The following is a 16,415-nucleotide window of genomic DNA, read 5'->3' as shown; positions in this document are numbered from 1 at the left end:
GCGCAGCTTCGGCCAGCCATGTGGGCAGTGTTATCAGACGCAGCAGCCACTCACCCCGTCGTGACAGGTCTGCTTTACGTCCAAAAGAGCAGGGGCTATCAGCTCCCTCTCCCTTTGGGAGAGGGTTGGGGTGAGGGGTCTGTTATACCCACAGCCAGGCAGTATGCCTGGATCGCTAGCGCCACGTCGCCCGCTGCGACGGCCTCATTGGGATGATGGCTGATGCCGCCTTCGCAACGAACAAACAGCATCCCCACCGGCCAACGGGCGGCGATAGCAATGGCATCATGCCCCGCCCCGCTAGGCAGCATTAGGCAATTCCCTTGCACCTGCATTACCGCGTCATGCCAGCGCTGCTGCCACTGAGGGTCACAAGCGGTAGCCGGTATGCGGTAGAACTCCTCGCTATAGAAACAGACCCCACGACGCGCGCTAATGCTCTGCGCCTGCAACAGTAATTCGGCCAGCAACGCGTCTAGCGGTTCATCTTGCGGGCCACGAACGTCGAGGGATAGCCTGACCTGCCCAGGGATCACATTCACTGCCCCCGGAAAGCTTTCTATCTGACCGACCGTGGCGACCACATGCGGATCGTATTCCATGGTGAGCCGCTCAACCGTGACCATCCATTCAGCGGCGGCAGCCAGCGCATCCCGGCGCTGCCCCATCGGTACGGTCCCTGCATGGCCAGCATGTCCGGTAAAGGTACAGTTGAGGCGGCGGGCACCGTTAATCGCCGTGACCACTCCCAGCGCCAGATCGGCGGCTTCAAGACAAGGCCCCTGCTCAATATGCAGTTCGAGATAGGCGCAGATCGAGCCTTGTGCACGCTCGGCAGAACTCACCGCCGCAGGATCAAGCCCCGCGTCACGCATAGCCTCGGCCACGCTGATGCCCTCAGCATCGGTACATGTCAGCCAATCCTCTGCCCACTGCCCAGTGATCCCTTTGCTGCCGAGTAAGGTAATGCCAAACCGCGTGCCCTCCTCGTCGGCAAAACCGATCACCTCGATCGCCTGCGGCAGACGCCGATTGCGGCTATGCAACAAGGCGACAACCTCAAGCGCGGTCAAGACCCCCAGCATGCCATCGTAGCGCCCCGCGTTGCGCACCGTATCCAGATGAGAGCCAAGCAGCAGCGCCGGTGCGGCCGGTTGCTGTCCTTCGTAACGTCCGCAGATATTGCCCACGCCGTCTTGCCAGACCTCCATCCCAAGCTCGCGCATCCAATTTCCTACCAGCTGGTTGACACGTAAATGTTCTGGGGAGAGATAAACCCGCGTCAGTTGGCCTGGCGTGCTGCTGATTGCCGCCAATTCGTCGCAGCGAGCCATCACTCTGGCCGCGGCTCGTTCCGCTTCCAGAGGGGTCAGCAGCATTGCCATCAGTTCTGCTCGGCGTCGTAAATGTTCCATGCTGCCTGCATAGCTTCCCCGTGCGGGCTAACAAAACCGAGACGGTTGAGTACCGCTTCCAGCGCGGCCAACGTTTGCAGCACGCAGTCTTTCCGCGCGTTATACCCCATGGTGCCAATCCGCCAGATCTTGCCCTGCAACGGGCCAAACGAGGTGCCGATTTCGATGGCGAAGTCATTGAGCATCATCTGGCGTACCTGCTCGCCATGGATGCCCTGCGGGATCACCACGCCCAGCACGTTGTTCATCTTGTTGGCGATATCGCCAAAGACCTCCAGCCCCATCCCCTGGATCCCGGCCAACATCGCCGCGCCATTCAGTTTATGGCGAGCAATAGCGTTATCCAGCCCTTCTTCCAGGATCACCCGCGCGCATTCACGCGCGGCAAACAGCATGCTGGTGGCTTCCGTATGGTGGTTCAAGCGCTCCGGCCCCCAGTAATCCATGATCATGCCGAGATCGAAATAGTTGGAGTAGATCATCTCGTCATCACCGTCTGTGTGATCGACGGTACGGATCCCCTCTTCAACGCACTTACGACGGCGCACGATCTCTTCAAACTGCGGGCTAAGGGTGATTGGAGAACTGCCGGAAGGGCCACCGAGGCATTTTTGCAGCCCTGCGGATACCGCATCCAAACCCCAGGCATCGGTTTCCAGCTCGTTACCGGCGAACGAGGCGGTAGCATCGGTATAGAACAAGACGCCGTGGCGGCGACAGATGTCCCCTAATTCCGCCAGCGGTTGCAGCATAGTGGTGGAGGTATCCCCTTGCACCGTCAGCAATAGGCGTGGCCGTACTTTCTTGATCGCATCCTCGATCCGATCGGCACTGAATACCTCACCCCAAGGCGCTTCGATGGTGTGCACATCGGCACGGCAACGGCGGGCGATTTCACACAGCAGATGGCCAAAACGGCCAAATACCGGCACCAGCACTTTATCGCCAGGGCGAATGGCAGAAACCAGCATTGCCTCGATACCGGCACGCGAAGTCCCGTCTATCAGCATCGTCCAGCGGTTCTGCGTGCGAAACAGGCCGCGATACAGCTCCATCACCTGATTCATATAGCCGGTCATGGCCGGATCGTATTGGCCAATCAACTGGCTGGACATGGCACGCAGCACGCGCGGATCGGCATTGATCGGCCCTGGGCCCATCAGTAGGCGGTACGGAGGATTGATTTGATCGAATTGGTTGATAGCTAGCATGTTCATTCCTTGTCAACTTAATAACTTAGCCCGGAGATTGCTACGTCTGCGACCGGCCGGTTTTTTGTTATTGCTAGATTATCGCCAAGCGAGAAAGGATGAAACAAAAGATTCTTAAAATATTTATCTGCAACTAATGAATCAACGGACGCAGCATACAGCGCCCGTTTAGCCGCGTGAAAACCAGCGCTTCAGCGCTGCTCCAACTCCTCCAGATCGCTGAACAGATTGGCCACCTGATGAATACGCTGCCGCCCTTGCGACAACCTGTCATGCAGCAACGCATTGCTCAGCAGGCTCGCCAGGCTCATGGCGCTGGAGTAACTGTCAAACGCCGAGACGCTATCGAGCGGCGTCATCAAATGCCAGCTAGCCAACGGGATCAACGCCTGGGCCTGCGGTTCGCAGATCAATAACGTTGGTACCTGCTTGATCTGCAACTGTTGCAATACCTCTCGCGCCAAGCGTGGACGCCGGCGAAATGCGACTACCACCACCATGTCCTGTGGCCCCAGATCCACCAGATCTTCTGCCAAGGTTTGGCCCGGCTGCGGTATCAACAAAACCTGCTCACGTACCTGCATCAGTTGCTGGCGCAAATGCATCGCGACGGGATAGCTGTTGCGCATCCCCAACAGCAACAGCCGCCGGGATTTCCCCATGGCCGCGATCACCGCGCCAAACTGTTCCGCATCAATCTGCTTTACCCAGTGCGTCAGATTGGCCATTTCCTGCTGGTAATGGCGGGCTAGTAAAGTATTCCCCTGCACCGCGTCACGGCTGTCGGTCAATGGCATACCGCTTTGGCGTAGGGTACGCAGCTCGTCACGCATTGCGCGATAGCTGGCATAGCCCAGCCGCTTGAACAGACGGCTGACCGTGGCCTTGGACACTCCACTCAGGCGTGCCAACTCGGTGCTGTTATAGCTAATCAGGTCGTCAAAGTGATCGAAGATAAAGTCGGCCACCCGCTGCTCTTGAGGGGCCAATTGCGGGTATTCGCTGCGCAGGCGTTCATCAATCTGTTTCATCGCTACTCCCGCTGTAACTTTTGTTTCAGCGGAACATAGCACAGCAGCCAAAGCGGCCGCCAGAGTTGAAATCAGGATGACAATGGCGCGATTGCGTGTTGCTTATAAATTACGCAGCAGCTCGTGAAGGGATTTAATGCGACGTAGAGGCGGTGTATGCGGTTAAACGGGCGCAGCATGCGGCGCCCCTACGGTTAAACATGTTAGACCGGCATAAATTACGCAATATGGTCACTTTATCAATTAACACCAATACGCCATAAAGTTCACCGTGGAACGGTCCAGATCGCGTTCGCCAATCAGGTAACGGCGCAACGTTTTCACCACCGAAGACTCCGCCGCCACCCAGGCGTAAAAGGTCTTAGCCCCTTCGGCACGCTCCCACAGCAAATCCCCACCCAGACTGTTTTCTGCCAGAGACTGCGCTTCAGCCCGCGCCGAGGAAGGAATATTAACCCGCTGACGCACCGCCTCCACCAGCAATGTGCCATGCAGTTGCTGGTGTCCAACGTCCCGTGGCAGCCAGTAAACCTCGGCAAACGGAAAGTGCGCCATATCGAGGCAGTCCCCCGCTACCGGCACTTCGAAGAAAGCCTGCACACGCGGTGGGTTAGCCTGCTGCGCCAACTGTTCGAGGATACCCATCGCCGCTGGCAGTGCCGTTTCATCGGCGATCAGCAACGCCTGCCGGGTTTGCGCTGGCGGGGCCCACTCATAGCCGCCGCTATCCTCAGCAAAATCGGCATTTGGCGCTACAGCCTGGAGTTTATCTCCCGCAACGGCATGCGTTGCCCAGGCAGAGGCCGGGCCATTAATGCCATGGAGCACGAACTCCACGTCCATTTCATTCTCAGCAGCGCGCAGTGCCCGCAACGTGTAGGTACGCATCACGGGCCGTTGCTCTTTCGGTATCGCCATGTAGTTGCGGTACCAATCGTCGCTATTCTCCAACGGCTGGATCTGCCCTTCCGCTACCGGGAACAGCAGCTTGATCCGTTGATCCGGAGCTTCCAGCTTCATGCGCTGTACCTCTGGGCCGGTAAACACGCAGCGCAGCAGCGAGGGGGAAACATTTTCCTTATACTTCAAGGTAAGATCAAAGATGCGATAGCTTGCGGACATATCACTCACTCTCCCGCGCAATGTCTGCCATTCGATGCTGGCACCATAGCCAGCTGCTAATGCCGCCCAGCAGGACGGCGGCTACCAGTGCCGCCGCCACCAACTGCGACTCACCGTAAAATTTACTCACCACCGGCACCATCAGCGCGCTCGCGCCATAGCCCAGTGTATGGCTAGTGGCGATCGCTCCCGCCCCTTTGCCGGTAGATAACTTATCGTTCAGCATCAGTTGATAGCCCGGCGTCGCCATCGCGGCCCCAAACGAAGCCAGCGCACAGCCAAGATAAAACAGCGCCAGCGGAGCGGTACACATCAGCCCCAAGCCAGCGATCATCAACACAGCGGCAACCATCAGCAGCTGCGGCGGAGTAAGACGCTGTGGCCGCACCACCAGAAACTGTGCCAACAGCGTGCAACCTGCCGCTACGCTGAGTAATACCGCCACATGGTGGCTAACGGTCGTCGCCGAATGGCTGAACAACTGCTGCAAATGTGGAGCCAAGCCCAACTGCATCAGGCTGACACAGCCAGCGAGCAGCAACGCACACAATAAATAGGGCATCATCGTCAGCCGCAGGCGGTTTTGCTGATGCGCCACGGCTGGCAGTGGCGGGTCGTTATGCTGGCGACAGATCACCAGTAACGCGATCAGCGGCGCAATCGCCATCAGCCATAGCGGAGCCATCGGGTGCAGAGACAGCGCCAGGGCCGCACACAGCGGGCCAAGCAACCGGCCACAGCTCAGGCCGGAACTGATAGTGGCCAGCGCCGCCATTCGTTGTTCATACCCAGCGCGTTGCAGCGCCCAAGTCTGGCTGGCGGGCACCATGCCTGATACTGTCAGGCCATAGACAATGCGCGCCACAATCAATCCACCCAACCCAGCCATTTCAGGCAGCCAGCCAGCAGACAGCCCCCACACGGCCAAGGCCAATAACGCAAAGCTGAGCAGGTAACCCGCCAGGGCCATAACCACCACGTATTTACAGCCGCGAATTTCTGCCTGCCGCCCCCACCAGGGAGAACCGACAAGAAACAGCATCGATCCCAGCGTTAGCAACCCTGCCCACACCGACAGCGAGAGCTGGGTCAGGCTGACCAACACGGGTAAAGCGACCAGCAAACCATTTTGCCCAATGCCCAATAGCCCAGCACAAAACGCCAGCGGCCAGTTTGAAGGAGAATCATTACCAATTGCAACGATTTTTGAACCCGAAAATAAGCGCATTAAGTAAAATAACCGTTAAGAAAATGATGTTTTTGTGTGTAATTAATCAAAAAATTGTATCATGCAGTGATTGATAATAATAAGAACTATTGATATAAGAATCATTCTCAATCGCTCCAGAGTGACAAGGGTCATGACCATCCAGTTAGCAAGCGCAGCAACCGATGTGGCTGCGCAATGTTTCCTCAACGCGCTAATGCGTGAAACTCGGGACTGGCACATCGTGCCGGCAACCAATAGCCAACATCCTCAGCTACATCTCCCACTTTCGGATAGCCAGTTTATACGCATTCCATTACGGCATATCTCGCCAACCCAACATCATCAATATCAGTTCCCCGCCTGCCTGAATGGCAACGGTGAAGCGCTGAGTTTTGAGCGTTTGGTTACGTTGTTGCTGGCCAAACCGGCAATAAAAGGCCAACTGAGTGAGGAGGTTTTGGCACGCTTTCGCCAGCGAGTGCTGGAAAGTCATGACAATACCCAACAGGCGATCGCCATCCGGCTGGACTGGCCAAAGCTACGTGACCAGCCGCTGAATTTTGCCCAGGCGGAACAGGGGTTACTAGCTGGCCATGCCTTCCACCCGGCTCCGAAATCCCATGAGCCCTTCGATCATCAGCAGGCACAGCGCTATCTGCCAGATTTTGCTGGCAGCTTCCCCCTACGCTGGTTTGCGGTAGATAAGCACCACCTGTGTGGCGACAGCCTGGATCTGACGTTACAGCAGCGCCTGCAACGCTTTGCTGCAGAAAGCGCACCTCAGTTGCTAGGTCATTTTACCGATGACGTCTGGCTGCTGCCGATGCATCCGTGGCAGGCCGATTATCTGCTGGCACAAAGCTGGTGCCGCGAGTTGGTCGAGCAGCACAAGCTGTGCGATCTGGGTGAGGCCGGTGAGCGCTGGCTGCCAACCAGCTCTTCACGTTCGCTGTATCACGCGGGCAGCCGCGACATGATCAAGTTTTCCCTCAGCGTACGGCTAACCAACTCGGTGCGTACCCTGTCGGTCAAGGAAGTGAAACGCGGCATGCGTCTGGCACGTCTGGCAAAGACCTCCCGCTGGCAGGAGTTGCAAGCTCGTTATCCAACGATGCGCGTGATGCAGGAAGATGGTTGGGCCGGGTTACGTTCCGCAGACGGCACAATCCGGGAAGAAAGCCTGATGGCGCTGCGCGATAACCTGCTGTTTGGTCATTCGCAGAACCAAACCAACGTCTTGGTTACCCTGACACAGGCCGCGCCAGACGGTGGCGATAGCCTGTTAGCTGCGGCAGTGCGCCGCCTGGCTGCCCGCCTGAACTTGCCATTGCAGCAGGCCGCCCATTGCTGGCTGGATGCTTACTGCCAGCAGGTGCTGCTACCGCTGTTCAGCGCCGAAGCCGACTACGGCCTGGTGCTGCTGGCCCATCAGCAAAACATTCTGGTAGAAATGCAGCAGGACTTGCCGGTAGGCATGCTGTACCGCGATTGCCAGGGCAGCGGCTTTACCCGTGATGCCACGCCTTGGTTGGATGAAATCGGCGAAGCGGAAGCGGAAAACCGCTTTAGCGAGCAGCAGCTGTTGCGCTACTTCCCCTACTACCTGCTGGTGAATTCGACGTTGGCCGTTACCGCCGCTATGGCAGCAGCAGGGTTCGACAGTGAAGAGAGCCTGATGAGACGAGTACGGGATGCGTTAACCAAGCTGCGTAACACGGCGAAAAATACCCGTTGCCTGGACTATGTGCTCGACAGTCAACATTGGAACTGCAAGGGCAACTTCTTCTGCTATTTGCACGATCACAATGAGAACACCATTGTCGATCCGGCGGTGATCTACTTTAACTTCACCAATCCGCTGCGCGTGGAGGCCGCTCAATGATGCCCGTTGCCAAGATTGTTCACACCACCAGCGGATTCCGCTGCGAACTGCTGGGGAAAAACCTGTCCCTTAGCCTGGGATTGGACGGCAGCGCTACGTTGCATTATCCAGGCTCACTGCAAGCAGGCTGGCTGATTCAGGCGTTGGATCAGTTGTTGATCGCGGCTCCACAGCTGAGCGGCATTGCCCTGCCCTATGCCGAATGGCGTGAGGAGCCACAGGCTCTGGCACTGTTCTCCCAGGCCTGTGGTGATTACCTGGCCCGTGAAACCTTCTACCAACTGCCGCTGTGGCTGATCGCCGAACGCCATACCGCTGGCGGCCAAATGCAATACGATGCAGAGCGCGAGCTGTGGTTCCCGCAGCGCCCTGCCCGGCCCAACGGTGAGGTTTATCGCCGCTACGATCCGCGAATCAAACATAGCTTGAGCTTCCGTTTGCCCGAAGTGGAGCGCGACGCCGAGCAGTTCACCCGTTGGATGAACTCCCCCCGCGTTGACGCCTTCTGGGAAATGAGCGGCCCACTCGAGGTCCAAGCCGCCTATTTACAGCGCCAACTGGATTCCAGCTATTGCTACCCGTTGCTGGGCTGCTTTGACGACCAGCCGTTTGGCTATTTCGAAGTTTACTGGGCACCCGAAGATCGCATTGGCCGCCATTATCGCTGGCAGCCGTTCGATCGCGGCCTGCACATGCTGGTCGGTGAAGAAAACTGGCGTGGCGCACAGTACATCCGCAGTTGGCTACGTGGCCTGACCCACTATTTATACCTGGATGAACCCCGTACCACTCGCGTCGTGGCCGAGCCACGCGCAGACAATCAGCGGCTGTTCCGCCATCTGCCCGCCGCTGGCTACCACACGCTGAAAGAGTTTGATTTCCCCCATAAGCGTTCACGGCTGATCATGAACCAGCGTGATGACTTCTTCCGCGAGGGACAGGTATGAGCCGCCACGATTACGCCGATTGGCAACGCGTTAACCTGCAGATGATCGCCAAAATCCTGGCTGAACTGGAGTATGAGCGCACTTTGCAGGCCGAGGAGCACGACGGGCAATGGCAGATTGCGCTAGGTGATACGACCTACCGCTTCAGCGCCAAACGCGGGATCTGGGGTTGGTTGCACATCGACACCAACAGCCTGAGCTGCGATCGCCTGCCGCTGGCCGCCGATCAAACGCTGCGGCAACTGGCGCAGGTGCTGAAGATGGACGATGCGCAGATCGCCGAACATTTGGAAGATCTGTATGCCACGTTACGCGGTGACATGCAGTTACTCACCGCTCGCCACGGGATGAGTGCCAACGATCTGATTGCGCTGGATGCCGACGCACTGCAATGCCTGCTGGCAGGTCACCCGAAGTTCGTCTTCAACAAGGGGCGTCGTGGCTGGGGGCTGACGGCGTTGCAACAGTATGCGCCAGAATATCAAGGCCAGTTCCAGCTGCACTGGGTGGCCGCCAAACGTAGCAGCTTTGTCTGGTGCATTGATGAGGACTTCCCGCTAGAAGACCTGCTCAACAGCGCGATGGACATAGGGGAACGCCAGCGCTTTGACCGCCGTTGGCACGACCTGAAGTTGAACAACGACTGGCTGCCGGTGCCGTTGCATCCATGGCAATGGCAGCAAAAAATCGCTCTGCATTTCCTGCCACAGCTGGCCAGCGGTGAACTGGTCGAGCTGGGTGAGTTTGGCGATCGCTATCTGGCTCAGCAGTCTCTGCGCACTTTGACCAACACCAGCCGCCGGGTGCCCTTCGATATCAAGCTGCCGCTGACCATTTACAACACCTCCTGCTATCGCGGCATTCCGGGCAAGTACATCAGTGCCGGGCCTGCGGCTTCACGCTGGTTACAGCAGATTTTCGCCAGTGACAGCACCTTGCAAGCCAGCGGCGCCCAGATCCTGGGTGAACCGGCAGCGGGCTATCTGGCCCACCCAACCTACGGCGCGCTGCCCAAGGCCCCCTATCGTTATCAGGAAATGCTCGGGGTGATCTGGCGTGAAAACCCATCCTGTTATCTGCAACCGGGCGAGCAGGCGATCCTGATGGCTACGATGATGGAAACCGACAATCAGGGTGAGCCGCTGATCGCTGCCTACATTGCCCGTTCCTGCCTGAGCGCAGAGGCGTGGCTGGCGCAGATGTTCCAGGCGGTGGTGCTGCCGATGTACCACCTGATGTGCTGCTACGGGGTGGCGCTGATCGCCCACGGCCAGAACATCACATTAGTGATGAAAGACCATGTTCCGCAGCGGGTCCTGCTAAAAGATTTCCAGGGCGATATGCGCCTTGTGGATCATGACTTCCCACAGGCCGCTTCACTGCCACAGGTGGTAAAAGACGTAACGGTGCGCCTGCCTGCCGACTATCTGATCCATGACCTGCAAACCGGGCATTTCGTCACCGTGCTGCGCTTCATTTCGCCACTGATGAGCGGCTGCGGCATGAGCGAACCGCGTTTCTATCAAGTGCTGGCACAGGTGCTGGAGCGCTATATGGCGCAGCATCCGCAGTTGGCCGACCGGTTTGCCCTGTTCGACCTTTTCAAGCCACAGATTATTCGCGTGGTACTCAACCCGGTGAAACTCACCTATTCAGAGCAGGATGGCGGCAGCCGCATGTTGCCGAACTACCTGCAAGATCTGGATAACCCTCTTTATTTGGTCTCCAAGGAGTTTGCCCAATGAATCAGCCTCTGGATTTCATCGGCATCGGCGTCGGCCCATTCAATCTGAGCATTGCCGCACTCGGCAGTGAGGTTACCGGCTTTAACAGCAAGTTCTTCGAACGTAAACCGCACTTCTCCTGGCATCCCGGCATGATGGTGCCGGACTGCCATATGCAAACCAGTTTCCTCAAGGATCTGGTCAGCGCGGTTTCGCCGACCAACCCGTACAGCTTTCTCAACTACCTGGTGAAAAGGAAGAAGTTCTACCGCTTCCTGACCACCGAGCAGCGTACGGTCTCCCGCGAAGAGTTCGCCGACTATCTCGACTGGGCGGCTAACGGGCTGGAGACGCTCGAGTTCAGCCAAGACATCCGCAGCGTGGATTTTGACGACCAGCAACGCCAATTTGTTGTCACCACCCAGCGCGATGTCTACCGTGCCCGCCATATCTGCCTAGGCATCGGTAAACGCCCCAAACTGCCGGACTGCGTCAGCGAGCAAAACGATCGCTGCTTCCATGCCAGCGAAATGAGCCTGCGTAACCCGGATCTTACCGGCAAACGCGTCACGGTGATCGGCGGCGGCCAAAGCGGTGCCGATCTGTTTTTGAATATTTTCCGCGCCGAGTGGGGCCAGCCCAAGCAGTTGAACTGGATCTCGCGCCGCAACAATTACAACGCGCTGGACGAAGCCGCCTTCGCTAATGAGTACTTCACGCCGGAATACGTAGAAAGCTTCTACACCCTGAGCGACAGTGCCAAACAGCGCATGCTGACCGAGCAGAAGATGACGTCGGACGGCATCACCAGCGGATCGCTGCTGGCGATCTACCAGGCAATGTATCACCGCTTTGAAGTGTTACGAGAAAAGCCTTGGGCCCACCTGCTGCCTAGCCGTTCATTGGCCGCGATGCACGCATCCGGCAATGGCTATCAGCTGGTCACCCATCACCATCTCGATCAGGGCAAGGAAACCTTCGACTGCGACGTGGTGATCTTCGCCACCGGCTATCAGCAAGACCGCCCGGCGTTTCTCGCACCGCTGGCCAATCGCCTGCTGACCACGGCGAACGATGAGTATCGCATCACGCCGGATTTCACCCTGGAATGGCAGGGGCCGAGCGAAAACTGTCTGTTTGCCGTCAACGCCGGCATGCACAGTCATGGCATTGCCGAACCCCAGCTCAGCCTGATGGCCTGGCGTTCGGCCCGTATTCTCAACCGGGCATTAGGACGCGATCGGTTCGACTTAACGTCCACCCCGGCTGTGATCCAATGGCGTAGCCAGCAGGCAGCGGTCACCGCCCAAACTGCACACGACGCCATCTTTAACTTTAACTAACCATGGAAACGTTTGAACAACAATGAAACGCAGACACCTCTGGGTACTAAACCCTTGCCTGTTGGCAATGCTCGCACCAACGGCCTGGGCAGAAGAACAAAAAAATGATGACCAACTGGTGGTTTCCGCCAGCCGCTCTCACCGCAGCGTAGCGGAAATGGCCCAGACCACCTGGGTGATTGAAGGCCAGGAAATTGAGCAACAGGTGCAGGGCGGTAAAGAGATCAAGGATGTGCTGTCGCAGCTGATCCCGGGCATGGACGTCAGCAGCCAGGGCCGTACCAACTACGGCATGAACCTGCGTGGCCGCTCGATGATGGTGATGATCGACGGCGTGCGCCTGAACTCATCGCGCAGCGACAGCCGCCAGCTCGATTCAATCGATCCGTTCAACATCGCCCATATTGAGGTGATTTCCGGGGCTACCTCGCTGTACGGCGGCGGCAGCACCGGTGGCCTGGTTAACATCGTGACCAAGAAGGGCCAGGAAGAAAAACAGGTTGAGCTCCAGCTTGGCGGTAAAACCGGCTTTAACAGCAGCAGCGATCACGATGAAAACGTGTCGGCAGCGGTCAGCGGTGGCACCGATAAGGCTTCCGGCCGCCTGTCGGTTTCCTATCAGCGTTACGGCGGCTGGTATGACGGCAAAGGCGACGAGGTGCTGATCGACAACACCCAAACCGGCCTGCAATATTCCGATCGTATCGACCTGATGGGCACTGGCACCATCAATATCGACGATCACCAGCAATTGCAACTGACCACGCAATATTTCAACAGCGAGTCAGACGGTAAGCACGGCCTGTATCTGGGGCAAAATTTCTCGGCGGTAACCGGCAGCGGGCAGGCCTACAACAGCGGTAACCTGGATTCGGATCGTATTCCAGGCACCGAGCGCCATCTGATCAACCTGCAATACTCCAACACCGATTTCTGGGGCCAGGATCTGGTGGCGCAGGTGTATTATCGAGATGAATCGCTGACCTTCTATCCGTTCCCTACCCTGAGCGGCGGCAAGGTAACCAGCATCGGCGCTTCGCAACAGAAAACCGATTTCTACGGCGGCAAACTGACCCTGAACAGCAAGCCGATCGACAGCCTTACGCTGACCTACGGCTTCGATGCCGACCATGAAAGCTTCAATGCCAACCAGCAGTTCTTCAATCTGGCGCTGGCCCAGCAGTCTGGCGGGATGACGCTGCAAAATGCCTACAACGTCGGCCGCTACCCGAGCTATACCACCACCAACCTGGCACCGTTCATGCAGGCCAGCTACGACATCGATCCGATGTTTACCCTGAGCGGCGGCGTGCGCTACCAGTACACCGAAAACAAGGTGGATGATTTCGTTGGCTACGCGCAGCAACAAGGGATAGCCAACGGCCTGGCGACCTCTGCCGATGCCGTGCCGGGCGGCAAAACCGACTACAACAACGCGCTGTTCAACGCCGGTTTGCTGGCCCATCTGACAGAACGCCAGCAGACCTGGTTCAACTTCTCACAAGGGTTTGAGATCCCGGACCTGGCCAAGTATTACGGCTCCGGCACCTATAAGCTGGTGAACGGCCACTATCAGCTGCAAAAAAGCGTCAACGTCAATGACTCCAAGCTGGACGGCATCAAGGTCGACTCCTACGAGCTGGGCTGGCGCTACAATGGCGACAATCTGCGTACCCAGGTTGCGGCCTACTATTCTCTGTCAGACAAGACCATCACCATCAACAAAGCCGATATGACCATCAACATGAACGCTGACAAACGTCGGATTTATGGCATGGAAGGCGCGGTGGATTACTTCTTCGACGACAGCGAATGGAGCACCGGTGCCACCTTCAACCTGATCAAATCGGAAACCAAGACCGATGGCAAATGGGAGAAGTTGACCGTCGACACCGCCAGCCCGTCGAAAGCCACTGCCTACGTCAATTGGGCACCGGGTGACTGGACGGTGCGCGTGCAGTCGCAGCAAACCTTCGACGTTTCCGACAGCCAGGGCCGCAAACTCGACGGCTATAACACCATTGACGTCCTCAGCAGCTATGCCCTGCCGGTGGGCAAGGTCAGCCTCAGCGTAGAGAACCTGTTGGACAAAGACTACACCACCGTATGGGGCCAACGTGCGCCAATCCTGTATAGCCCAACCTACGGCGCGCCGGAGTTGTACAGCTATAAAGGCCGTGGCCGCACCTTTGGTTTGAACTACTCAGTCCTGTTCTGAGACCTCTCTGATATCACCAGGCCGAATTAATCTATTCGGCCTGCTTATCATCCACACAAAGAATGCATGCCCCACCAAGACTAAAATCATAAATAAAAACGCATAGATATGTTTAACATCTATACATACCTGTTATTATTGCGATTCATCCCACTTGCGAATAGCGAAAATAAAATATAAGATAAAAAGTCATTAGGATTCCTCTGAATACAAATATATCAGATAACTGATTGTTTCAACCTTAACTCCACCCACGCGTTTTTTTAAAAGAAAAAACAAAAATCATAGGCGATTAAGCCCCCAAAACAGCACATTATGCTTATGCATTAAATTTCCTACTGTAATGATATTAAACATCAAAAACCAGCCAATCAACCGATAAAAACAAACAAAAACACCAAAAACCAGGCAGTAATAAGATTTAAACTCTTTTTATTCTGGTTATTTTTTTATTTTTATGAATTGACATTAACTCTTCAGGCAATAATATATAAAGCCAATGTGTGGAAATGACAGTTCCAATTTCTGAAGTCGGAGCCAAACAGTTTTAGCAGCGGATGCGGCGGAGTTGATAATGGATGTTACGAGTCAATTTAAATATGTAGCAGCCCGCATCACCAAGGCGGGCGAGAGTGGATTATTGCTTTTTGGCTATATTATCAATGATGAGTATCAGGTAGATATCAAATCGAGTTCGGTAATCAAACTCTATAATACGATAGAGTACCCCCATCAGGGTGAGGAACGATTTACCAACTATCTAAGACTGCGTGAAACGATGCTGCGGTTGCTGACGTATCTATTGGCACACGCAAGCTGTGGTTATGTTTCCAACCAGGAGTTACTGGTACAGGTTTGGGAGAATCATAACCTCTCCTCCTCAACCACCAGATTGACCCAAGTAATCTCCGAACTTAAAGCAAGGCTAAGTAAAATTGGTATTGCCGATGACTTTATTAAAAGCTCGCGAGGAAAAGGATATACCTTACGTGGAGCCTCTGTAACGCCACTGTATATAAAAAAAATATGATTTGATTGTTTATCACCAACAAAAAGGGAACAGCATTTTCACTGCCATAGTGAAATGACGGCTCTGATGTCACTCCATGTAACGCTCAGAGTATTTTAAGGATAATTAACAAGGATCATATGCAATGAAAAAAACCACATTAGTAATGGCTCTCTCACTGGCTATCGGCGGCTTTGCTGCGCTTCCGGCTTCCGCCGCTATCACCGTAGCGGGTGGTAATATCAATTTCACCGGCGAAGTCACTGACGCAACTTGCCTGATCAACGACCAGACGCCAAATGGTGCTGTTGATCTGAACGTGCCTTTAGAGACGGTCAGTGCCAGTGAGTTAAGCTTTGCTGGCGCCACGGCCAAGCCTGCACCATTTACCATCAAACTGGGCGGTCCTTCTGATTTAAACTGCACCAACGGTAAGATTGCTTCAGTATATTTTGAACCAACCAGCCCGGCTATCGATAATGCGACCGGTTGGTTGAAAAATACTTCAGCAACCAATCCTGCGGTAAACGTTCAGGTACAAATTCTGAACGGCGAAACCAACAGCCCGATCAACCTGGTATCCGGCAATAACAACCATGCGCCGAAAACCATCGCCAATCAAACTGCCGAATATACCTACTTTGGCCAGTATGTTGCTGTAGGTGGCGCGGCGGGCCCGGGCCAAGTTGCCTCAACGGTTAAATACAGCATCGTTTATCAATAAAACCTGACTAAATAGGTTATGGCCCTGTTACCACAGGGCCATATTTGCCACGTCTATACTGACGAGATTGTTATGCGCTTGATTAAAAAATATTGGCCACTGCTATCGCTGCTGTTAAGCGGATTTTTTTCCTCCTCTTTGTATGCCGGTATTGTCATATCTGGTACGCGCGTGATCTACCCAAGTGATGCCAAAGAAATCACGCTGAAGCTGGAAAATAAAAGCCGTTTTCCACTGTTGGTGCAATCCTGGATTGATGCAGGCGATGCGAATTCAGCGCCTGAGGACAGCGATGTCCCCTTTATAATCATGCCACCGGTTTCACGAGTTGAACCCGCCAAGGCACAAACCTTGCGTATTACCGCAACACCGTTGGTAAGCCACGCCACCGACCGCGAGACGCTATATTGGATCAACGTGCTTGAAGTCCCTCCCCAGTCGAAAGGGGATCAGAATTATCTCTCCATCGCCTATCGCAACCGCCTGAAGGTATTTTACCGCCCCTCAACGTTGCCAGGGCTGTCACTGGAAACCATGGATAAGGTGAGTTGGCAACGGCAAGGGGAAAAATTGCTCGCT

13 protein-coding genes are annotated in these 16,415 nt (G+C 55.7%); 8 read left to right on the top strand and 5 right to left on the bottom strand.

Going from position 1 to position 16,415, the window contains the following annotated elements:
- Nucleotides 1-98 precede the first annotated feature (98 nt).
- The 5 genes from hpxK to A6U95_RS05890 form a co-directional block, all read right to left on the bottom strand.
- Nucleotides 99-1,385, bottom strand: a complete 1,287-nt coding sequence (hpxK, locus tag A6U95_RS05910) for an allantoate amidohydrolase (RefSeq protein ID WP_065683829.1) — start codon at nt 1,383-1,385, stop codon at nt 99-101.
- Nucleotides 1,385-2,626, bottom strand: coding sequence for an alanine--glyoxylate aminotransferase family protein (locus A6U95_RS05905; RefSeq protein WP_065683828.1), 1,242 nt, complete (start codon nt 2,624-2,626; stop codon nt 1,385-1,387). The genes hpxK and A6U95_RS05905 overlap by 1 nt, the downstream gene beginning before the upstream one ends.
- 191 nt (nt 2,627-2,817) lie before the next feature.
- The gene (locus A6U95_RS05900) at nt 2,818-3,657 is read right to left on the bottom strand and encodes a MurR/RpiR family transcriptional regulator (RefSeq protein WP_024528997.1); all 840 of its coding nucleotides are present in this window, start codon (nt 3,655-3,657) and stop codon (nt 2,818-2,820) included.
- Between the two features lie 243 nt (nt 3,658-3,900).
- Nucleotides 3,901-4,779: a siderophore-interacting protein gene (locus A6U95_RS05895; RefSeq protein ID WP_065683827.1), complete on the bottom strand. Its 879-nt coding sequence runs from the start codon at nt 4,777-4,779 to the stop codon at nt 3,901-3,903.
- A 1-nt stretch (nt 4,780) separates the two neighbouring features.
- Nucleotides 4,781-6,007: an MFS transporter gene (locus A6U95_RS05890; protein ID WP_065683826.1), complete on the bottom strand. Its 1,227-nt coding sequence runs from the start codon at nt 6,005-6,007 to the stop codon at nt 4,781-4,783.
- A gap of 133 nt (nt 6,008-6,140) precedes the next feature.
- Between A6U95_RS05890 and A6U95_RS05885 the strand changes: the two genes are divergently transcribed.
- The 8 genes from A6U95_RS05885 to A6U95_RS05850 all read left to right on the top strand — a co-directional run.
- Nucleotides 6,141-7,871 (top strand): IucA/IucC family protein, encoded by a 1,731-nt coding sequence (locus tag A6U95_RS05885; protein WP_065683825.1) that lies wholly within the window; start codon nt 6,141-6,143, stop codon nt 7,869-7,871.
- Nucleotides 7,868-8,818, top strand: a complete 951-nt coding sequence (locus A6U95_RS05880) for a GNAT family N-acetyltransferase (RefSeq protein WP_065683824.1) — start codon at nt 7,868-7,870, stop codon at nt 8,816-8,818. Before A6U95_RS05885 ends, A6U95_RS05880 begins: the two co-directional genes overlap by 4 nt.
- Nucleotides 8,815-10,563 carry an IucA/IucC family siderophore biosynthesis protein gene (gene iucC, locus A6U95_RS05875; RefSeq protein WP_065683823.1) on the top strand — a complete coding sequence of 583 codons (1,749 nt, stop codon included), beginning with the start codon at nt 8,815-8,817 and terminating at the stop codon, nt 10,561-10,563. Before A6U95_RS05880 ends, iucC begins: the two co-directional genes overlap by 4 nt.
- Nucleotides 10,560-11,885, top strand: coding sequence for a lysine N(6)-hydroxylase/L-ornithine N(5)-oxygenase family protein (locus A6U95_RS05870; RefSeq protein ID WP_065683822.1), 1,326 nt, complete (start codon nt 10,560-10,562; stop codon nt 11,883-11,885). Before iucC ends, A6U95_RS05870 begins: the two co-directional genes overlap by 4 nt.
- A 22-nt stretch (nt 11,886-11,907) precedes the next feature.
- Nucleotides 11,908-14,103 carry a TonB-dependent siderophore receptor gene (locus A6U95_RS05865; RefSeq protein WP_065683821.1) on the top strand — a complete coding sequence of 732 codons (2,196 nt, stop codon included), beginning with the start codon at nt 11,908-11,910 and terminating at the stop codon, nt 14,101-14,103.
- 574 nt (nt 14,104-14,677) lie between these two features.
- Complete coding sequence (locus A6U95_RS05860; protein ID WP_065683820.1) at nt 14,678-15,133, top strand: helix-turn-helix domain-containing protein; 456 nt, start codon at nt 14,678-14,680, stop codon at nt 15,131-15,133.
- Nucleotides 15,134-15,257: 124 nt separating this feature from the next.
- Nucleotides 15,258-15,836: a fimbrial protein gene (locus A6U95_RS05855; RefSeq protein ID WP_074423324.1), complete on the top strand. Its 579-nt coding sequence runs from the start codon at nt 15,258-15,260 to the stop codon at nt 15,834-15,836.
- 72 nt (nt 15,837-15,908) lie between these two features.
- A partial coding sequence (locus tag A6U95_RS05850) for a fimbria/pilus periplasmic chaperone (protein WP_158006200.1) occupies nt 15,909-16,415 on the top strand: 507 nt, incomplete at its 3' end.

This window comes from Serratia sp. 14-2641, assembly GCF_001692375.1.
GTDB lineage: Bacteria > Pseudomonadota > Gammaproteobacteria > Enterobacterales > Enterobacteriaceae > Chania > Chania fonticola_C.
The sequence above is the reverse complement of the archived record's forward strand: the minus strand, read 5'-3'. Positions and strand labels throughout refer to the sequence as shown.